The sequence below is a fragment of the Marivivens aquimaris genome (genome assembly GCF_015220045.1).
Classification (GTDB): Bacteria; Pseudomonadota; Alphaproteobacteria; order Rhodobacterales; family Rhodobacteraceae; genus Marivivens; species Marivivens aquimaris.
Map to the genome: position 1 here is coordinate 3187582 of NZ_JADBGB010000001.1, position 19573 is coordinate 3207154.

The 19573-nt window shown below is 60.7% G+C and carries 21 protein-coding genes and 1 tRNA gene; 13 read left to right on the forward strand and 9 right to left on the reverse strand.

Annotated features, from left to right (window positions below):
• Positions 1-7: 7 nt before the first annotated feature.
• Complete coding sequence (gene trmB, locus IF204_RS15845; protein ID WP_167637208.1) at positions 8-721, forward strand: tRNA (guanosine(46)-N7)-methyltransferase TrmB; 714 nt, start codon at positions 8-10, stop codon at positions 719-721.
• Positions 722-725: 4 nt separating this feature from the next.
• On the opposite strand, the gene IF204_RS15850 is transcribed toward trmB, so the two are convergent.
• A complete protein-coding gene (locus IF204_RS15850; protein ID WP_194097997.1) occupies positions 726-1622 on the reverse strand; it encodes an SDR family oxidoreductase in 897 nt (298 codons plus the stop codon).
• A 148-nt stretch (positions 1623-1770) separates the two neighbouring features.
• Between IF204_RS15850 and aroA the strand changes: the two genes are divergently transcribed.
• Both aroA and IF204_RS15860 read left to right on the forward strand, forming a co-directional pair.
• Positions 1771-3123 carry a 3-phosphoshikimate 1-carboxyvinyltransferase gene (gene aroA, locus IF204_RS15855; RefSeq protein ID WP_194097998.1) on the forward strand — a complete coding sequence of 451 codons (1353 nt, stop codon included), beginning with the start codon at positions 1771-1773 and terminating at the stop codon, positions 3121-3123.
• Positions 3124-3248: 125 nt separating this feature from the next.
• A complete protein-coding gene (locus IF204_RS15860) occupies positions 3249-3842 on the forward strand; it encodes a (d)CMP kinase (RefSeq protein ID WP_194097999.1) in 594 nt (197 codons plus the stop codon).
• Here the strand turns inward: IF204_RS15860 and IF204_RS15865 are convergent.
• Positions 3839-4213 (reverse strand): winged helix-turn-helix transcriptional regulator, encoded by a 375-nt coding sequence (locus tag IF204_RS15865; RefSeq protein WP_322743298.1) that lies wholly within the window; start codon positions 4211-4213, stop codon positions 3839-3841. The genes IF204_RS15860 and IF204_RS15865 overlap by 4 nt on opposite strands.
• A 106-nt stretch (positions 4214-4319) precedes the next feature.
• On the opposite strand from IF204_RS15865, the gene IF204_RS15870 reads away from it, so the two are divergent.
• From IF204_RS15870 to IF204_RS15895, 6 genes are all read left to right on the forward strand, one after another.
• Positions 4320-4949 (forward strand): NAD(P)H-dependent oxidoreductase, encoded by a 630-nt coding sequence (locus tag IF204_RS15870; protein WP_194098001.1) that lies wholly within the window; start codon positions 4320-4322, stop codon positions 4947-4949.
• A 240-nt stretch (positions 4950-5189) separates the two neighbouring features.
• Positions 5190-6872 carry a 30S ribosomal protein S1 gene (gene rpsA, locus IF204_RS15875; protein WP_194098002.1) on the forward strand — a complete coding sequence of 561 codons (1683 nt, stop codon included), beginning with the start codon at positions 5190-5192 and terminating at the stop codon, positions 6870-6872.
• 272 nt (positions 6873-7144) lie between these two features.
• Entirely contained in the window at positions 7145-7447 is a 303-nt protein-coding gene (ihfB, locus tag IF204_RS15880) for an integration host factor subunit beta (RefSeq protein ID WP_167637222.1), read from the forward strand.
• A gap of 9 nt (positions 7448-7456) precedes the next feature.
• The gene (locus IF204_RS15885; RefSeq protein ID WP_167637224.1) at positions 7457-7804 is read left to right on the forward strand and encodes a LapA family protein; all 348 of its coding nucleotides are present in this window, start codon (positions 7457-7459) and stop codon (positions 7802-7804) included.
• A 5-nt stretch (positions 7805-7809) separates the two neighbouring features.
• Positions 7810-8451: a phosphoribosylanthranilate isomerase gene (locus IF204_RS15890; protein WP_194098003.1), complete on the forward strand. Its 642-nt coding sequence runs from the start codon at positions 7810-7812 to the stop codon at positions 8449-8451.
• Positions 8448-8882: a GNAT family N-acetyltransferase gene (locus tag IF204_RS15895; RefSeq protein ID WP_194098004.1), complete on the forward strand. Its 435-nt coding sequence runs from the start codon at positions 8448-8450 to the stop codon at positions 8880-8882. The genes IF204_RS15890 and IF204_RS15895 overlap by 4 nt, the downstream gene beginning before the upstream one ends.
• On the opposite strand, the gene IF204_RS15900 is transcribed toward IF204_RS15895, so the two are convergent.
• Complete coding sequence (locus IF204_RS15900) at positions 8872-9462, reverse strand: DUF4893 domain-containing protein (RefSeq protein WP_194098005.1); 591 nt, start codon at positions 9460-9462, stop codon at positions 8872-8874. The two genes, IF204_RS15895 and IF204_RS15900, sit on opposite strands and share 11 nt — an antisense overlap.
• A gap of 90 nt (positions 9463-9552) precedes the next feature.
• Here IF204_RS15900 and trpB point away from each other — a divergent pair, with 90 nt between their 5' ends.
• Complete coding sequence (gene trpB, locus IF204_RS15905; protein ID WP_194098006.1) at positions 9553-10809, forward strand: tryptophan synthase subunit beta; 1257 nt, start codon at positions 9553-9555, stop codon at positions 10807-10809.
• Positions 10810-10836: 27 nt separating this feature from the next.
• Here trpB and IF204_RS15910 read toward each other — a convergent pair whose 3' ends face one another.
• Positions 10837-11865: a DUF2332 domain-containing protein gene (locus IF204_RS15910; protein ID WP_194098007.1), complete on the reverse strand. Its 1029-nt coding sequence runs from the start codon at positions 11863-11865 to the stop codon at positions 10837-10839.
• Positions 11862-12542, reverse strand: coding sequence for an aminoacyl-tRNA hydrolase (gene pth / locus IF204_RS15915; protein ID WP_194098008.1), 681 nt, complete (start codon positions 12540-12542; stop codon positions 11862-11864). Before pth ends, IF204_RS15910 begins: the two co-directional genes overlap by 4 nt.
• Positions 12543-12657: 115 nt before the next feature.
• Between pth and IF204_RS15920 the strand changes: the two genes are divergently transcribed.
• A complete protein-coding gene (locus IF204_RS15920) occupies positions 12658-14778 on the forward strand; it encodes a DEAD/DEAH box helicase (RefSeq protein WP_194098009.1) in 2121 nt (706 codons plus the stop codon).
• A 112-nt stretch (positions 14779-14890) separates the two neighbouring features.
• Here the strand turns inward: IF204_RS15920 and IF204_RS15925 are convergent, their stop codons facing one another.
• The 3 genes from IF204_RS15925 to IF204_RS15935 all read right to left on the reverse strand — a co-directional run bounded on the left by IF204_RS15925 (position 14891) and on the right by IF204_RS15935 (position 17282).
• Positions 14891-15517 (reverse strand): 50S ribosomal protein L25/general stress protein Ctc, encoded by a 627-nt coding sequence (locus tag IF204_RS15925; RefSeq protein ID WP_194098010.1) that lies wholly within the window; start codon positions 15515-15517, stop codon positions 14891-14893.
• A gap of 125 nt (positions 15518-15642) precedes the next feature.
• On the reverse strand, positions 15643-16806 hold the full coding sequence (locus IF204_RS15930; protein ID WP_194098011.1) for an alpha-hydroxy acid oxidase: 1164 nt from the start codon (positions 16804-16806) through the stop codon (positions 15643-15645).
• A gap of 68 nt (positions 16807-16874) precedes the next feature.
• Positions 16875-17282 carry a VOC family protein gene (locus tag IF204_RS15935; protein ID WP_194098012.1) on the reverse strand — a complete coding sequence of 136 codons (408 nt, stop codon included), beginning with the start codon at positions 17280-17282 and terminating at the stop codon, positions 16875-16877.
• Between the two features lie 198 nt (positions 17283-17480).
• Between IF204_RS15935 and ychF the strand changes: the two genes are divergently transcribed.
• Positions 17481-18578, forward strand: a complete 1098-nt coding sequence (ychF, locus tag IF204_RS15940; protein WP_194098013.1) for a redox-regulated ATPase YchF — start codon at positions 17481-17483, stop codon at positions 18576-18578.
• Here the strand turns inward: ychF and IF204_RS15945 are convergent.
• Positions 18530-19276 (reverse strand): DUF4130 domain-containing protein, encoded by a 747-nt coding sequence (locus IF204_RS15945; protein WP_194098014.1) that lies wholly within the window; start codon positions 19274-19276, stop codon positions 18530-18532. The genes ychF and IF204_RS15945 overlap by 49 nt on opposite strands.
• Positions 19277-19385: 109 nt before the next feature.
• Between IF204_RS15945 and IF204_RS15950 the strand changes: the two genes are divergently transcribed.
• Positions 19386-19475, forward strand: a tRNA-Ser gene (locus IF204_RS15950).
• Positions 19476-19573: the final 98 nt, after the last annotated feature.

A 19573-nucleotide genomic window follows, 5' to 3' on the forward strand; every position in this document is an offset into this window, starting at 1 on the left:
GCGCGCCATGACCGCATCGAACAAACATCCCGACGCGCCTTGGCGCAATTTTTATGGCCGTATTCATGGCAAGACCCTGAATCAGGCGCAGAAGGACTATCTCGACGAAGATCTGGAGGCTCTGTCTCCGGGCGATGTGAGCTGGGAAACCAACCCCGATCGCAAACCGCTCGACATGGAAGCGCGTTTCAAGGGCAAGCCCGTCTGGCTCGAAATCGGTTTTGGCGGCGGTGAGCACCTTGTTCACATGGGTGAGACCTATCCCGAGATCGAGATCATCGGGTGCGAGCCGTTCATGAACGGTGTTGCGATGCTGCTGGGCAAGATCCGCAAGCTGGGCACACAGAACGTTGCCGTCCATCCGGGCGATGCGCGTGATGTGTTCGACGTGCTGCCGGACCATTCGATTTCGAAGGCGTTCCTGAACTACCCCGACCCGTGGCCGAAGAAACGCCACCACCGTCGCCGGTTTGTGACCCAAGAGCACCTCGAGCCGCTGTTCCGCGTCCTGAAGCCGGGTTCGGAATTCCGCGTGGCGACCGACATTCCCGACTACGTGCGCCAGACGCTCGAAGAAGTGCCGAAGGCCGGTTTCGTCTGGCAGGGCAAAGGCCCCGAGGACATGAGTACCCCGTGGGATGACTGGCACTCCACCCGCTACGAGCAGAAGGCACTGAAAGAGGGCCGGACGCCGCACTATCTGACGTTCATCCGGCCCTGATCGTTTACGCGATGGGCTTGCCGCCGGTCTGACCGATGGTCTCGCCCGTCATGTAGGACGACTCGTTGGTGGCGAGGAAAACAAACGCCGGCCCAATCTCTGCGGGCTGGCCCGGACGGCCAAGTGCGGCACCTTCGCCGAAATGCTGGACCTTTTCGTCGGTCTGACCGCCTGACGGCTGAAGCGCCGTCCAGAACGGACCCGGCGCGATGGCATTCACGCGGATGCCGCGTTCGATGACCTGAGCAGCGAGCGCTTGGGTGAAGCCGCGCAGCGCGAACTTGGTCGAGGCATAATCAAGGAGCTGCGGCGACGGATCGTAAGCCTGCGACGAGGTCACGTTAATAATCGCGTCACCCGCTTCCATGTACTTCAGTGCCGATTTGCAGAGCCAGAACGTGCCGAACACGTTCGTCTGGAAGGTCTTCACAAACTGATCGCTGTCGAGGTCTTCGATCTTCGGCTGCTGCTTCTGCATCCCGGCGTTATTCACCAGAACGTCGATACCGCCGAGGTCACGCACCACGTCCGCGATCAACTGGATGCACGCCTGTTCGTCGCTGTTGTCCGCGCCGTAAAGCTGCGCGTTCACGCCCTCTGATTTCAGCAGCTCTAGCGTGGATTTCGCATCTTCGCTGTCGGGGTGAAGGCAGGAAATCGCGACGTCTGCACCTTCGCGAGCGAAGGCAATCGCCGCTGCGCGTCCGATGCCGCTGTCGCCGCCTGTGACCAGCGCTTTGCGGCCCTTCATGCGGCCGAAGCCTTTGTAGCTTTCCTCGCCGTGGTCGGGCTGCGGCTTCATATCGAAGATGCTGCCGGTGCTGTCCTGCGGCTGCGAGGGAAACGGCGGGCGGGGGTAGGCGTCGCGCGGGTCGGTCGCGTCGTATTGGTTCTTGGGCATCACGCCCTCCTTTCGGGAATGTGTTGCCAGACCAAGCGTCCCCACCGCGGATGGGTTCCATCACATACAAATGTGCAAAGGGCCTCTGCGGTGATGGACGCTAACAGTGGGTTGCGCTAAGACGCTGCCGAAGCTTCAGGAGGTTTGAATGTCCGGCCACGGTACCCCTATTCCAATGACGTCCCGCAAGTGCGGCCCGCTGACGGGTGTTGCCAATGTTCCGGGCGATAAATCCATCTCGCACCGCTCGCTGATCCTCGGCGCGCTGTCTGTAGGCAAGACCGAGATTTCGGGCCTTCTGCTGGGCGAAGACGTTCTGGATACCGCCAAGGCCATGCGCGCTTTCGGCGCCACCGTCACCGACCACGGTGAAGGCAACTGGACCGTCGAAGGCGTCGGCGTCGGCGGCTTTGCAGAGCCTGAGGACGTCATCGACTGCGGCAACTCCGGCACTGGCGTGCGCCTGATTATGGGTTGCATGGCGACCTCGCCGATTTCGGCCACGTTCACCGGCGATGCCTCGCTGCGTTCGCGCCCGATGGGCCGCGTGACCGATCCGCTGGCACTGTTCGGTGCGAAATCCTACGGCCGCGAGGGTGGCCGCCTGCCGCTGACGATCGTCGGCGCTGCGAACCCCGTGCCCGTGACCTACACCACGCCGGTCCCGTCGGCTCAGGTCAAATCGGCTGTGCTGCTGGCTGGTCTGAACGCTCCGGGCCAGACCGTTGTCATCGAGAAAGAAGCCACCCGCGACCACACCGAGCGTATGCTCGCTGGTTTCGGCGCAGAGATCACTGTCGAGGACACCGAAGAGGGCCGCAAGATCACTCTCACCGGTCAGCCCGAACTGAAAGCCCAGACCATCGTCGTTCCGCGCGATCCGTCCTCGGCTGCTTTCCCCGTGTGTGCCGCGATCATCACCGAAGGCTCGGACGTGCTGGTTCCGAACATCGGCCTCAATGATACCCGCGCTGGCCTGTTCACCACGCTGCGCGAGATGGGTGCTAACCTCGAATACGAAAACATGCGCGAAGAGGGCGGCGAACCTGTAGCCGACCTGCGTGCGAAATACAGCCCGAACCTCAAGGGCATCGAAGTCCCGCCCGCCCGCGCCGCGTCGATGATCGACGAATATCCGGTGCTGTCGGTCGTCGCGGCATTCGCCGAGGGCGACACCGTGATGAAGGGCGTCAAGGAACTACGCGTCAAGGAATCCGACCGCATCGACGCCATGGCCAAGGGCCTGCGCGCTGCGGGCGTCGAAGTGGACGAGGGCGATGACTGGTGGATCGTCAAGGGCCTTGGTTTCGGCAACGTGCCGGGCGGTGCGACCGTTGAATCGCGCCTCGATCACCGTATCGCCATGTCTTTCATGGTGATGGGCATGGCGACCGAAAAGCCGATGTCGGTGGATGACGGCTCGCCCATCGCGACCTCGTTCCCGATCTTTGAGCCGCTGATGGCCGAACTGGGCGCTGCTGTTTCGCGGTCGAACCAGTGAGCGACGAAAAGCCGAAAAGGAACTGGCGGGCCATCCTTGTGACGGGCCTGCTGGTGCTTTTTGGCGCGATGCGTCTATTTGAAATGTGGGTGCAAGGCGGCGGCCGGTTAAACTAGGAGAGCGACATGAAATTCACCGTAGCAATCGACGGTCCCGCAGCGGCGGGTAAAGGCACGATCTCTAAAGCTGTTGCTGCCGACTTCGGTTTTGCTCACCTCGACACCGGTCTGCTCTATCGCGCTGTCGGCGCCAAAGTCACCGATGGTGCCGAGGCGATTGCCGCAGCCGAAAGCCTGACGCCCGAAGACCTTAAGCGCACCGATCTGCGCACGATGGAAGCAGGGCAGGCGGCATCGAAGGTTGCTGTGATCCCCGAAGTCCGCGCGGCTCTTGTTGATTTCCAGCGCCGTTTCGCGGCTCAGGCTGGCGGCGCTGTGCTGGATGGTCGCGACATCGGCACCGTCATTTGTCCCGATGCCGAGGTGAAGCTGTTCGTAACCGCCTCTGCCGAAGTGCGCGCCCATCGCCGCTGGCTCGAAGTGGGCGGCGACGAGGCTCAGGTGCTGGCCGAGGTCAAAGAGCGCGACGATCGCGACATGAACCGCGCCGATGCACCGCTCAAACCGGCGGATGATGCTGTTCTGGTCGACACCAGCGATTTGAGCATCGAGGAAGCCGTCGCGGCCGCTGTGGCCGCGATCAAGGCGAAGATGGCTTAAGCCTTCTCGACTTCTCTGGCGTCGAAAGCAGCGCGGGCCTGATCCACGGCAGCGACGTTTTCGACCGCCCACTCCCCCATGATTTCAGCCGCGCGTCCGAACGAGCGTCCAAGGTCCGTCAACTGGTATTCCACGGTCGGCGGAACGGTCGCGTAAGCAGTACGCAGGACCAAACCGTCACGCTCCAGCTCGCGCAGGGTGCGCGACAACATGCGCTGCGTGATTCCGAGATGCCGTTTCAACTCATTGAAGCGCATCACATCGCGACTCGCCAAAGAGATGATCACCAGAATCCTCCAGCGGTCACCCACGCGGGACAGTAACCCGTTGATTTTGCCGCATTGTGTCGGGCAGTGGCCGATGTCTTTCACGGTTCCCTCCATGATACCGGGTATCAGAAATGTGCCTTCTTGCGGCTCGTTTCCGGTTCCCAATATATACCAGTATCTTTCATATACCACTCCTTAAGGTACTATAATGTTCTACGAAAAACTGAACTGGCGCTACGCAACCAAAGCCATGGACCCCGCGAAAAAGGTTCCGGCTGAAAAGATCGACCGCATCGTCGAAGCTGCTCGTATGGCGCCGACCTCCTCGGGCCTCCAGCCGTTCGAAATCTTCGTTGTCTATAACGATGGCGTTCGCGCTCAATTGTCCGAAGCCGCATTCGGTCAGCGTCAGCTTGTCGACGGCACCGCTGTTCTGGTCTTCGCGGCTTGGGACAACTACTCCGACGCGCGCATCGACGAATTCGTCGACCTGACCGCCGAAGTTCGCGGTAGCTCGGACGGCCTGAAGGAATACTTCGACCGCCTGAAAGGCATGTATCTGCCGCGCGAAGCCGACGTGAACTTCCAGCACGCCGCTCGTCAGGCTTACATCGGTCTGGGCTTCTCGATCATGGCCGCTGCCGAGGAAGAAGTCGACGCGACCCCGATGGAAGGCTTCGACAACGCCAAGTTCGATGAGATCCTCGGTCTGACCGAAAAGGGCCTCAAGTCGGTCTGTATCCTTCCGGTCGGTTACCGCGACGAAACCGCTGACTGGCTCGCTCCGATGAAGAAGGTCCGCCGTCCGCGCGATCAATTCGTCACCGAGATCAAGTAAGCCGATCAGGCCGAAGGGACGTGCGATAGCCGTTTTAGCCTTGCAAACTTGGGTTTCATTCGCTAAACGCACGCACGTCCGCAGGCCGTTAAGAGCCGCAAGACAGATGAGCAGGGCCCGAGGCATACCTCTGGCCCTCATTGTTTTGCGAATCAAGGCGGTCATGGATGAACGAAACTAAGACCGGCGGAACCAACCGCCTGGCCCGTGAAAAGCACTTGTAAAGGAAACTGTACGCTCATGAGCGCTAACGCATCGATGGAGGAATTCGAAGCCCTCCTTAACGAAAGCTTCGAAATCGACACCCCGAGCGAAGGTTCGGTTGTCAAAGGCAAAGTCATCGCTGTTGAAGCTGGCCAAGCCATCATCGACGTAGGCTACAAAATGGAAGGCCGCGTCGATCTTAAAGAATTCGCAAACCCGGGCGAAGCTCCGAACATCAACGTCGGCGACGAAGTTGAAGTGTTCCTGCGCGCTGCCGAAAACGCACGTGGCGAAGCCGTCATCTCGCGTGAAATGGCTCGCCGCGAAGAAGCCTGGGATCGTCTGGAAAAGGCATACGCCGCAGAAGAGCGCGTCGAAGGCGCAATCTTCGGTCGCGTCAAGGGCGGCTTCACCGTGGATCTGGGCGGCGCTGTTGCGTTCCTGCCGGGTTCGCAGGTTGACGTTCGTCCGGTTCGCGATGCTGGCCCGCTCATGGGTCTCAAGCAGCCGTTCCAGATCCTCAAGATGGACCGTCGTCGTGGCAACATCGTTGTTTCGCGTCGCGCTATCCTCGAAGAATCGCGTGCCGAACAGCGCGCCGAAGTCATCGGCAACTTGGCTGAAGGCCAGACCGTCGAAGGCGTCGTCAAGAACATCACCGAATACGGTGCGTTCGTTGACCTCGGCGGTGTTGACGGCCTGCTGCACGTCACCGACATGGCATGGCGCCGTGTAAACCACCCGTCGGAAATCCTGTCGATCGGCGAGACCATCAAAGTTCAGGTCATCAAGATCAACAAGGACACCCACCGTATCTCGCTCGGCATGAAGCAGCTTCAGGCCGACCCGTGGGATTCGGTCGAAAACAAGTACCCGCTCGAGTCGGTTCACACCGGCCGCGTGACCAACATCACCGACTACGGCGCCTTCGTGGAGCTGGAGCCGGGCGTCGAAGGTCTGGTACACGTTTCGGAAATGTCCTGGACCAAGAAGAACGTCCACCCGGGCAAGATCGTTTCGACCTCGCAGGAAGTCGAAGTCATGGTTCTGGAAATCGACTCGGCCAAGCGTCGCGTTTCGCTCGGTCTCAAGCAGACCCAGCGCAACCCGTGGGAAGTCTTTGCTGAGACCCACCCGGAAGGCACCCAGGTCGAAGGCGAAGTCAAGAACATCACCGAATTCGGTCTGTTCATCGGCCTGCCGGGCGACATCGACGGCATGGTTCACCTTTCGGACCTGTCGTGGGACGAGCGCGGTGAAGACGCCATCCAGAACTACCGCAAGGGCGACGTCGTCAAAGCCGTTGTCACCGAAGTCGACGTTGAGAAAGAGCGTATCTCGCTCTCGATCAAGCAGCTGGCAGGCGACCCGTTCGCTGAAGCTATCGGCGGCGTGAAGCGTGGTTCGATCATCACCGTCAACGTCACCGCTATCGAAGATGGCGGCATCGAGGTCGAATACGAAGGCATGAAGTCGTTCATCCGTCGTTCGGACCTCTCGCGTGACCGTGCTGACCAGCGTCCTGAGCGTTTCGGCGTAGGCGACAAGGTCGACGTTCGCGTCACCAACGTCGACTCGAAGTCGCGCAAGCTGGGTCTGTCGATCAAAGCTCGCGAAATCGCCGAAGAAAAAGAAGCTGTCGAACAGTACGGTTCGTCCGACTCGGGCGCTTCGCTGGGCGACATCCTCGGCGCAGCTCTGAAGGGTGGCGACGAGTAATCGTTCCCTTCGGATCGCAAGATCAGGCCCCGCTACCAGCCGGTAGCGGGGCTTTTTCTTTGCCGAATCAAAATTCGTGAAGTTGTGGTCGCGTGTGCATCTGCGACTGGGTTGTGCAGCTCCGAACCGGCAAAAGGGTGCCAAATACCCGTAACATCTGCGAATTTCTTCATAGGCCCTGTGAGAAACCTTTGCCGCGTTGGACTGAATACGTATAGTTTTCTCTATTACAGGGATTAACTCTGAGCCGATTATTCGGGGGGAGCTACAGCATGATCAGGTCCGAACTGATCCAGAAGATCGCAGACGAGAACCCGCATCTCTATCAGCGGGACGTCGAAAAGATCGTGAATACCGTATTTGAAACCGTCACCGACGCCATGGCCGAAGGCAATCGTGTCGAACTGCGCGGTTTCGGCGCGTTTTCAGTCAAGAAGCGCGATGCAAGAATGGGACGGAACCCTCGCACCGGTGAACCCGTTGATGTAGAGGAAAAGCACGTCCCTTTCTTCAAGACAGGCAAGCTCTTGCGCGACCGCCTGAACGGTCTGGAAGGGACCGAAGACGACGAGTAAGAGAGATTTATGAAAACAATCCGTTACGCATTCTGGGGTCTGGTGGCGCTGGTTCTTGTGTTGGTTGGCCTCGCCAACCGCGATATCGTTACCCTGCGCGCCATGCCTCAGGCCATGGCCGACCTTCTTCACATTTCACCTGACATCCAGCTGCCGCTCTTCGTGGCGATCTTTGCTGGCGTCGGCATCGGCCTGCTGATCGGATTCCTGTGGGAGTGGATGCGCGAGCATCCGGTCCGCAAACAGGCGCGTCGCCAAGGCAAAGAAGCCAAAAAGCTGCGTCAGGAACTTGCCACCCGTAGCGATGGCACCGGACACAGCAAGGACGATGTTCTGGCTCTGGTCGAACGGTCCTAAGCACGATGCCTGATGTTCGCGTAAAGATTTGCGGCCTTCGGGACCGCACCAATCTCGTTGCCGCATGTGAAGCCGGAGCCGCCTATGTCGGCTTCGTTTTCTTTCCCAAAAGCCCGCGCAATGTGACCATCGATGAAGCCGCCGATCTGGCGCTCGCGACGAAGCTTGGCGTCGCAAAGGTCGCGCTGGTCGTCGATCCGACAGACGAGCTGCTGGACCAGATCACGGCCAAGGTGCCGCTCGATATGATCCAGCTTCACGGCAAGGAAACGCCCGAGCGTGTGGCCGAAGTGCGCAGCCGTTACGGTCTGCCGGTGATGAAGGCCATCGGCCTGTCTGGCCCCGAAGACACCCCGCAGATCGACATCTACGCCAAGGTCGCCGATCAGCTGCTGATCGAACCGAAGGCGCCCAAGGGTTCCGACCGTCCGGGTGGCAATGGTGTGACGCTTGATTGGTCGCTCGCCCGCCGCAAATACTGGACCCGTCCGTGGATGCTGGCCGGAGGTCTGAACGCGGGCAACGTGGCGCAGGCGGTGGACTACACGGGCGCGCGTCAGGTGGACCTGTCCTCCGGTGTCGAGAGCGCACCCGGCGTCAAAGACCCCGACATGATCCGCGCGTTCATGAAAGCCGTCCAATCATGACATTGGCCTTCCGCCCTGCGACACGGGCGGATGTGCCCGCCATTCTGGAGTTGCTGGCCGAGGACTGGATCGGGGCAACCCGCACCGAGCTCGACGGCGATGCGATGTTCGATGCTCTCCAAGGCACCGAACTGATCGTCGGAGAGATGGACGGCAAGATCATCGCCACCTACCAGATCTCCATCAATCACCTGATTTCGCTGTCCGCACCGTGCCGCGCAATCCTCGAAGGCGTGCGCGTGGCCTCCCATCTGCGCGGGCAGAAGATCGGTGAACAGCTGGTGGCCGACGCCGAAGAACGTGCGAAGCGGGCAGGGGCCACGGTGATGAACCTGACCTCGAACAGCACGCGCGTGGCGGCTCACCGTTTCTACATCCGGCTCGGCTATAAACAGAGCCACGCTGGCTTCAGGAAAGCGCTCACCTCGTAAGATAGAGGATGTCGTACTGGCTCTCGAATTGGGGCGAGGGCTGCATGAGGCGCGCGGTATCCTCGCCCGTCATTTCGAAATAACCGACAACAGAATGGGTCGAGCCGGGATCGACGAGGGTGTTGGTATCGGTCGGCAGTTCGTCATAGCTCACCGCAGGTCCGCCATCGACATAACCGACACCGAGGTAGAGCCATTTCCCGCCTTCGATCTTGCTGAACTGGCCGGATGTCCGCTGCGATCCTGTCAGCTTCTCCAGATCGTAGGTGCCGTCGTCGACCTTTGTGATGCGACAGCGGAAGTCTTGGTAAATGACGATCTCTAGGAAGCGCCCGCCGAGTTTCGCCGTGCGGCAGTTCCAGTTGCCCTCCACATTGCTCAGTTCGATTTCGGGCGGGTTCACGATCTGCTCAAGAAGCCGGAGTTCCGACTGGCTGGCGGCACCGACTGCACTCGCCAAGGCTTCGGCGTAGGTGTCGGCATTGTTCGCCAACCTCTCTTGGTCGGGGAGGCGGACGTCCGCTCCCGCAATGGTGGCGCAGAAAGTGGCAAGTGCGACGAAACCAACCGTCTTCAACATATCGGATTACCTTTGTGTCGTGACCTGCTATTTACCCTAGACCTTACGGACGCTAAGTCCGAAGGCGAATCCGTATAGGGAGGTAGGGTCATGGCAGACGATCTATTTAACAGCTTCATGAACGGACCTGACGAGCAAGGCCGCTTTGGCAATTACGGCGGACGTTTCGTTGCCGAAACGCTGATGCCGCTCGTTCTGGAACTTCAGAAAGAGTACGAAAAAGCCAAGGACGATCCCACTTTCTGGGCTGAAATGGACGACCTGTGGAAGCACTACGTCGGCCGTCCGTCGCCGCTGTATTACGCATCCCGCATGACCGAAGAGCTCGGCGGTGCGAAGATCTACCTCAAGCGTGACGAACTGAACCACACCGGCGCGCACAAGGTGAACAACGTCCTCGGCCAGATCATTCTGGCGCGCCGCATGGGCAAAACCCGCATCATCGCGGAAACCGGCGCGGGTCAGCACGGCGTTGCGACCGCGACGGTCTGTGCGAAATTCGGCCTCAAGTGCGTTGTCTACATGGGCGCCCACGACGTTGAACGTCAGGCACCGAACGTGTTCCGTATGCGCCTGCTGGGTGCAGAAGTCGTTCCGGTCACTTCGGGCCGCGGTACGCTCAAGGACGCGATGAACGATGCGCTGCGTGACTGGGTCACCAACATCGACGACACCTTCTACTGCATCGGCACCGTCGCCGGTCCGCACCCCTATCCGGCGATGGTCCGCGATTTCCAGTCGATTATCGGCAAGGAAGTCCGCTGGCAGCTACCCGAGCAGGAAGGCGAAGGCCGTTTGCCCGACACCGTGATCGCGGCGATCGGCGGCGGCTCGAATGCGATGGGCCTGTTCTACCCGTTCCTCGACGACAAGTCGGTCAACATCATCGGCGTCGAAGCTGGCGGTAAGGGCGTGAACGAAAAGATGGAGCACTGCGCGTCGCTGACCGGCGGCCGTCCGGGCGTTCTGCACGGCAACCGTACGTATCTGCTTCAGGACGAAGACGGTCAGATCCTCGAAGGTTTCTCGATCTCGGCTGGCCTCGACTATCCGGGTATCGGTCCGGAGCACGCATGGCTGCACGACATCGGCCGCGCGCAGTACGTGTCGATTACAGACAAAGAGGCGCTCGAGGCGTTCCAGTTCTCCTGCCGTACTGAAGGCATCATTCCGGCGCTCGAACCCTCGCACGCGCTGGCGCATGTGATGAAGATCGCGCCGACGCTGCCGAAGGACCACATCATCGTCATGAACATGTGTGGCCGCGGTGACAAAGACATCTTCACCGTCGCCCGCCATCTGGGCGTGGACATGTCGGACACCAAAATCGGTCGCGACGCCGACTAAAATAAAAGGCCCCGCGAGGGGCCTTTTTCATTCCGGTGCTTTCCAGTTGATCCAGCGTCCGTGGAAATCGGCGCGGCCCATTTTGAGCGACAGGTCTCCGGGCCAGAGGCGTAGCGTCAAAGCTGCGCCTTTTCCGCTTCCGTCGTTCTCCATCCGGAACCACGCGAGCGGCGCTTTCTTTGTCGCGGCCTTGCCCAGTGTCTCGATGGCAGCGCGTCCGCGTTCCTGCTGCGGCCCGCTAAGATACTGCCACGCGACGGTCGAATAGATCATCGTCATCGCGCCTTGGGTCAGCGACAGGCTGTCCAGCCATTCGACAGCATCGCCCTGAAGCACGGGCGTGTCGCAGAGCGTAATGGCGGAGCGGGTCAGCTCCATCCGGTAGTTCTGATCGGCCCAAAGGTAGGACAGCAGGCGGGTCGCATCGACAGGACTGCGCGGGTCGATGGGCATGAGGTCGATGCCTTGGCGGTCGACGACCTCGATGTCTGCGGCGGGCGGCGGGTTGCCGGTCCAATCGGGGGTGAAGACGACAGGGCTATCGGGGTTGCCAAAGACCTTGTCACCGACCTCTAGCCCGTAGCGATCAAAATGCAGGTTCAGGCCCGCACTCGACCCGATTTCGCGCAGGACCAAGGGCAGCTTGTAGCGCTCCGTGATCCACTGACCGGCGGCGATCAGCGCGGCAGAGCGGCGGACCTCGTTCGTCTGTGGTGGGCTGTCGATCCACGTCGAGATGAACGCGGCTTCATCGGTCAGCGCCCACTCGACAGCGCCCCAAAGCGTTTCGTCATCCTGCTCGTGCGGCGGAAATACGTCCTGCATTCCGCAGCGTTCCAGCAGCGCCAGCGCATGAAGCGCGGAACCTACGCGCAAGGGAAGCGATTCGCCCGACGGACCGAGGTCTCCGGGCCAATTAAACATCTTCCGCGTGACGGGACGGTCAGGTTGCAGCCTATCGGCGAGCAGATTCATCAAGCGCTGCATGAACGGAGAGCCGAGCTCGCCGCACGCTTTGGCTTGGGTTCTGAACGCTTCAGGAAGCCTGTCCGTCATTTGAATTTGTCCGCCAGTTTCTGCAAAGGCGAACGATTGTCTACGGCTTCGGGTTCCGCCTCGACCTTCGCGGGTTTGGCCGCTTTGGGTGTCGTGGTCGACGAACGGGGCGGGGCGACACGCAGTGCAACGGCGTTCATGAACTTCGGACCGTCACCACCCGCGAGGGCAGGGGCGCCGTCCGAAATGCCGCGCATCAGGTCATCGAGCCAATCCTGCTCCACCTTCGCGAAATCGGCCAAAACATAGCCCGCAACGCGATCTTTGTGCCCTGGATGGCCGATTCCGAGCCTTACGCGGTCATATTCGGCCCCGATGTGCTGGTGAATGGAGCGCAAACCATTGTGGCCTGCGTGGCCGCCGCCGGTCTTCAAACGACACTTTCCGGGGGCAAGATCGAGCTCGTCATGGAATACCACCACGTCCGCAGGATCGAGTTTGTGAAAGCGCATCGCCTCGCCGACCGACTGGCCGGAGAGGTTCATAAACGTTTCGGGTTTCAGCAGCAGCACCTTTTCGGAGCCCAGCCGCCCTTCGCTAATCTGTCCCTGAAATTTCGCGCGCCACGGGGCAAATCCGTGGTCCTCGGCAATCCGTTCAACGGCCATAAAACCGATGTTGTGACGATTCCGCGCATATTTCGCGCCAGGGTTTCCAAGTCCGACAAAAAGTTTCATAATAGCAAACTAATCGCGCACTCAGTCATGCACCATCGAAAAAGGCCATATACATGTCCTTTAAAAGAAGCTATTGGCGCGCCTTCTGCTATTCTCTTTGTGAAAGTCCCCCGACATGATCCCGACCCTTGCCGATGCTCTGGCTGCACGCGGCTATGAAAACTTGACCGCCGTCCAGAAGGCCGTGCTCGATCCCGAAGTGGACGGCCGTGACCTTCTGGTGTCGGCGCAAACCGGGTCGGGCAAAACTGTCGGCTTCGGTCTTGCTATCGCACCCCAGATCGTCAACGACGACGGCCGCGTCGGACCTGCCGGTCTGCCGCTCGCCGTTATCGTTGCGCCGACCCGCGAACTGGCGCTTCAGGTCCAGCGCGAACTGACATGGCTCTACGGCCAAACCGGTGCCGTCATCGGCTCGGCTGTCGGCGGCATGGACCCGCGCGACGAACGCCGCAAGCTCGACCGCGGTGTGCACATCGTTGTCGGCACGCCAGGCCGTCTGCGTGACCACACCCAGCGCGGCGCGCTCGACATGTCCGAAGTCAAAGCGATCGTCCTCGACGAAGCTGACGAAATGCTGGACCTCGGTTTCCGCGAAGACCTCGAATACCTGCTGGGCGAAGCGCCTGAAGAGCGCCGCACGCTGTTGTTCTCAGCCACCGTTCCCGCTGGCATTGCCAAGCTGGCGAAGAGCTACCAGCGCGACGCGATGCGTCTGCAGACCGCAGGCGAGGCGCGCCAACACACTGACATTACGTATCAGATGATGAACGTCGGCCCGCGCGATGCGGAAAACGCGATTATCAACACGCTGCTGTTCCACGATGCCGAAAACGCCATCGTATTCGCGAACACCCGCGCCGTTGTAGCACGTCTGACCGCACGTCTGTCGAACCGTGGTTTTCAGGTTGTGTCGCTCTCGGGCGAACTGAGCCAAGCTGAACGTACCCACGCGCTGCAGGCGATGCGCGACGGCCGTGCCCGCGTTTGTGTGGCGACCGACGTTGCGGCTCGCGGCATTGACCTTCCGGGTCTGGAACTGGTGATCCACGCCGAACTGCCGTCGAACTCCGAAACCCTTCTGCACCGCTCGGGCCGTACCGGCCGCGCTGGTAAGAAAGGTATCTCGGCTCTGATCGTTCCGCCGAAGGTCAAAGGCAAAGCGACCCGCCTTCTGAAAGGCGCAAAGGTCGAGGCCGAATGGACCGAAGCCCCGTCCGCTGAAGAAGTCCAGTCGCGCGAAGAAGAGCGTCTGCTGAACGACGAGTCGTGGAACGAGACCCCCACCGATACCCAAGCCGCATTTGCCGAGCGTCTGCTCGAGCGTTACAGCGCCGAAACCATCGCTGCCGCTTACCTGCGCCTCTATCAGGCGCGCCGTTCGGCTCCGGAAGACCTTGGCGCACCGTCGCCGCGTGATGATGACCGTGACCAAGCGAAGGCCAAGCGCCGCGAAGAGTTCGGCCCGGCTGTCTGGTTCTCGCTGTCAATCGGCCGCGAAGGCCGTGCCGACCCGCGTTGGATGCTCCCGATGCTCGCTAAGAGCGGCGGCATCAGCAAGGACGAGATCGGTGCGATCCGCATTCAGGACGATGTCACCTACGTCGAGATCGCCGAGAAGAGCGCCGATGGTTTCGCGACCATGACCGCTGACGGTCTGGAGCAGGGCATCACCGCCGAGCGCATGGCTTCTGCGCCTGATTTCTCGTTCCGTGGCGGCCCGAAGGGCGGCGGCAAGAAGTCGTTCGACCGTGGTGACCGCAAGCCGCGCGAAAATCGCGGCGACTGGAAACCGCGTGAGGACCGTGGCGATTTCAAGCCGCGCGAAGACCGTAAGCCCAAAGGCGACTGGAAGCCCCGCGAAGACCGCGGCGATTTCAAACCGCGCGAAGACCGCAAGCCCAAGGGTGACTGGAAACCGCGCGAAGACAAGCCGAAGGGTGACTGGAAGCCCCGCGACAACGACAAGCCGAAAGGCGATTGGAAGCCGCGCGAGGATCGCAAACCCAAGGGCGATTTCAAGGACCGCAAGCCGAAGGGCGACTGGAAGCCGCGTGAAGATCGCGCTGGCAAGCCGGCCGCCAAATCCGACGGCGAAGGTAAAAAACGCTGGAACGGTGACGACAAGAAGCGTCGCAACGCGATGGATACCAGCAAGCGTATGGATCGCGGCGCAGATGCCCGTCCGCAGCGCAAGGGGCCGCCCGCTGGCGGAAAGCCCAAGCGCGGCAAGTAATTCAGGAAGGGGCCTTCGGGCCCCTTTTTCTTTGGCTTGTCTACAGACGATCGGCCAATAAAAAACGGAGCCCGAAGGCTCCGTTTCATTCAGTCCCGAAAAGGGGCAAAGATTACTCTTCGCCGCCCTCTTCAGCAGCGTCTTCTTCAGCGTTGTCAGCCGACACGAGGCCCGACGGAGCCTGGATGTTGGCGATGACGAAGTCGCGGTCGATGACAGGCTTAACGCCTTCCGGAAGGGTGACTTCCGAAATGTGGATGGTGTCACCGATTTGCTTGCCGGTCAGGTCGACAACGATCTGTTCCGGGATCTCGCCGGCAACAACGTTGAGTTCGACTTCCGGACGTACGACGGTCAGAACGCCGCCACGCTTGAGGCCCGGAGCAGCTTTTGCGTTCTCGAATTCGACGTGAACGAACAGGTTCACACGCGAGGTACGCTTCAGACGCATCAGGTCGATGTGGGTCGGAAGGTCCTTGACCACGTCGCGCTGAACGCCGCGGCAGATGACGCGGACGTCTTCCTGACCTTCAACCTTGAGGTTGAAGAGGGTCGACATGAAGCGGCCAGCTTTCAGCTTTTGCAGCAGCTTGTTGAAGTCGAGGTTGATTGCGAGGGGCTCTGCGCCACCACCGTAAACGATACCCGGAACTTTGCCTTCACGGCGAGCTTGACGAGCGGCCCCCTTGCCTGTCCCCGTACGTTCCGTGGCGATAAGATCAGGAATCTCACGTGCCATCTTGATAATCTCCAATATAGATGGGGCCGCCCTCCAAGGGTGTGCGGCCCGATGAAGCCGCGCACATACACGCGAATCCCTATTTTGGAAAGACCAAAACGGCCCGTGGCCCTGTTTATATGGCGTTAGACCCAGCGCCCCTCAAAGTCGTCGGGCACCAGCACCATATCGCGGTCGAAGGTGTTGATATCACGGCGACCGCAGAGCGCCATGGAGATGTCGAGCTCCTTATGGATGACCTCCAGCGCCTTGGTGACCCCCGCTTCGCCCATCGCGCCGAGCCCGTGGATATAGGCCCGCCCGATCATCACGCCCTTGGCTCCGAGGCAGAGAGCCTTCAGCACGTCCTGACCCGAACGGATGCCACTATCGAGCCAGACTTCGGTCTGATCGCCTACGGCTGCGACAATCGACGGCAGCACGCGGATCGACGACAGCGCGCCATCCAGCTGGCGACCGCCGTGGTTCGACACCACGATGGCATCGCAGCCGACCTCGACTGCCTTTTTGGCGTCTTCGACGTCCAGAACGCCCTTGAGGATGACCTTGCCGCCCCACTTTTCTTTCAGCCGTGCGATCATCGACCAATCGAGCCGCGGCTCGAACTGTTCCGCCGTCCATGCCGACAGGCTCGACATATCCGAAGCGCTCTTTGCGTGGCCGACAATATTTCGAAACGTGCGCCGCTTGGTCTGGAGCATCTCCAGCCCCCACTGCACACGCCACCCCATATCGAGGATCGACTTCGCCGTCAGCTTCGGCGGAGCCGACAGGCCGTTCTTCAGATCCTTGTGACGCTGCCCGAGGATCTGCAAATCGAGCGTAATCACAAGCGCATCGACGCCTGCATTCTTGGCGCGCTGGATGATGTTATCGACGAAGTCCTCGTCCCGCATGACGTACAGCTGGAACCAGAACGGCGCCTTGGTGTTCTCGCGCACATCTTCGATCGAACAGATCGACATGGTGGAAAGCGTGAACGGCACGCCGAACTTCTCCGCCGCGCGCGCCGCTTTGATCTCGCCATCCGCGCGCTGCATCCCTGTCAGACCTACAGGCGCCAGCGCCACAGGCATCGCCACATCCCGGCCGATCATCGTCGTCTTGGTCGTGCGGTTCGACATGTCGACGGCTACGCGCTGACGCAGACGGATCTTGTCAAAGTCGCTGGTGTTCTCGCGGAACGTCTGTTCCGTCCACGAACCGGACTCGCAGTAATCATAGAACATCTTGGGCGTCCGCAGCTTGTGCAGACGCTTGAGGTCATCAATGCAGGTAATGACGGGCATGGCGCTATCCTGATAATTGGTGCGGAATACTTACCAATTCACCCATTTCAGCGCAACAGCTTTGCGCCTTATGCCGCAGGCGTCGTCATGATGATCCAGTGGGTACCGAACCGGTCTTTGGTCATCCCCATGCCTGGCGAAAAGAACGTCGGTCCGAACGGCATGATGACTCCGTCCTCGGTCTTGAGTGCCTCGTAAATCTCCTCTGCACGCTTTGCGGACTTGAGCTCGACCGATACGGACATCGCCTTTTGGTCGTCTCCTTCGAAATTCGCCGGAAAATCCGACGCCATCAGGTTGCCAGCCTCCGGTGACATCAGCGCCGCATGCATCACGCGGTCCAATCCCATCTCGGGCGAAGCCATGTCGGGCATGTCGCCATAGGTCGAAATCGTGAGCTCGCCGCCGAAAATGCTCTGGTAGGTCTCCATCGCCTCGCGGCAGTGACCTTTGAAATGAATGTATGGGGTAAACACGGTCCGAATCTCCTTTGCCGGAACTTGTGCAGTCAGTGTGCGCTTCGCGCCTAGGCATCTCAACAGATTTGCCTTTGTGCCTGAAATATCCCGGGGGTCGCCGCCAAAGCGGCGGAAGGGGGCAGCGCCCCCTCAGCGACGCTTGCGTCGCTTGTCTGCCCGTCCTAGAAGCCCTTCGAGCTAATTCAGGAGGGTCCGATGGGATTCAAGATGGGTATCGTGGGTCTGCCGAACGTCGGTAAATCGACCCTCTTCAACGCACTGACCAAGACCGCCGCCGCACAGGCCGCCAATTTCCCGTTCTGCACCATCGAGCCGAACGTCGGTGACGTGGCCGTTCCCGACCCGCGCCTCGACAAACTGGCCGAGATTGCAGGCTCCAAGCAGATCATCCCGACCCGCATGACCTTCGTGGACATCGCAGGTCTGGTGAAGGGCGCGTCCAAGGGCGAAGGCCTCGGCAACCAGTTCCTCGCCAACATCCGTGAATGTGACGCTATTGCCCACGTTCTGCGCTGCTTCGAGGATGACGACATCACCCACGTCGACGGCCGCGTCGATCCGGTCGCCGATGCCGAAACGATCGAGATGGAACTGATGCTCGCTGACCTCGAGTCGATCGAGCGCCGGCTCCAGAACATCGTCCGCAAGGTGCGCGGCGGCGACAAGGAAGCCGTGGAGCAGGAGCGCCTGCTGAACCTCGCCAAAGAAGCCATCGAAGCGGGCAAGCCCGCCCGCACCGTGGAAATCGCTGACGAGGACCAGAAGCAGTGGAAGATGCTCCAGCTTCTGTCGACGAAGCCTGTTCTTTACGTCTGCAACGTCGAGGAATCCTCGGCCGGTTCCGGCAACAGCCAGTCGGCCCGCGTTGCGGAAATGGCCGCCGCTCAGGGCAACAGCCACGTCGTCATCTCGGCCCGCATCGAAGAAGAGATCAGCCAGCTCGACGAAGAAGAGCAGGAAATGTTCCTCTCCGAATTGGGCCTGACCGAAGCCGGCCTCGACCGTCTGATCCGCGCCGGTTACGAACTGCTGCACCTCCAGACCTACTTCACCGTTGGTCCGAAAGAGGCCCGCGCGTGGACCATCAAAGAAGGCACCGGTGCCCCCGCGGCCGCAGGCGTCATCCACGGCGATTTCGAGCGCGGCTTCATCCGTGCAGAGACCATCGGTTACGACGACTACATCACCTACAAAGGTGAAAACGGCGCCAAAGAAGCCGGCAAGATGCGTGCGGAAGGCAAGACTTACATCGTCAAAGACGGCGATGTGCTGCACTTCCTGTTCAACACCTGATGCGTCAGCGCCGGTAACGGCGCAGGCAAAGCTAGCATGACGTGGGCGCGGGTTTCCTGCGCCCACAACCATTTCTGCCACTCCGCTTGGCCGGTGTCTTTGGGCAGATCGGGGCGGGCAGGGGCCTCATAGGCCAATTCATGCCCCGCGATATTCCGCACGGTCCGCGCGGGCGTATGCACCACCCAGTCGAGGTCCGAGAACTTGCGCCGGAAAACCGGTAGCGCCAGCTCGACAGGATCATTCTCCACATCACACCAACCGGCATACAGCCGCCGTCCGCTCCGCCAACCGAGGTCATGCAGGCGCAGCTGCCGGTTCAGGCGGCGCAGGCTCTTGCGAACCTCCTCCTCCATCCCCAGCAGCGCCGTCACGTCGGGATCCTTGCCCTCGGTCAGCAGCCCCGGCGTCAGCTTCAGACGCCAAGCAAGTCGATAGAGCCGCGTAAAGCGGTCCTCGCTCGCGTGAGACGTCACGCTATCGGCCAGATGCAGGAATCGCTCGGGCACGCGCACCTTGAAACGGGCCATCGGAAGAGGGGGCAGATAGGCCTCTTCCCGAGGCGGCAGGACCTCCCATGACACTTGTTCCGGCGGCACGCGGGCAGCCAGCAGATGCCGTGCAGCACGGCGCCAGGCAGGGGCGGTGGAACTGAAAGGCAGCGGTATGGCGAACATCGAGCGACTCCGTGTGTTCACTATATGTTCCAGATCGGCAGCCGCAAGCGGGAAAGCTTGCGAAACGTCTATGACGAAAAATCAAGCAAGCACCTTGTCTTCCCCGAAAACCGCCATTAGACGGGTCGACGGAGACGTGGCCGAGTGGTCGAAGGCGCTCCCCTGCTAAGGGAGTAGGCGGGAAACCGTCTCGAGGGTTCGAATCCCTTCGTCTCCGCCATTTCACGAAATTGATGCTTCTCTGACAGCCATTGATTTCGCTTGGCGTTTTTTCCTGACAGCTTCGATCTCGAAAGCCCGGCCTTGCTTCGGTTCCGG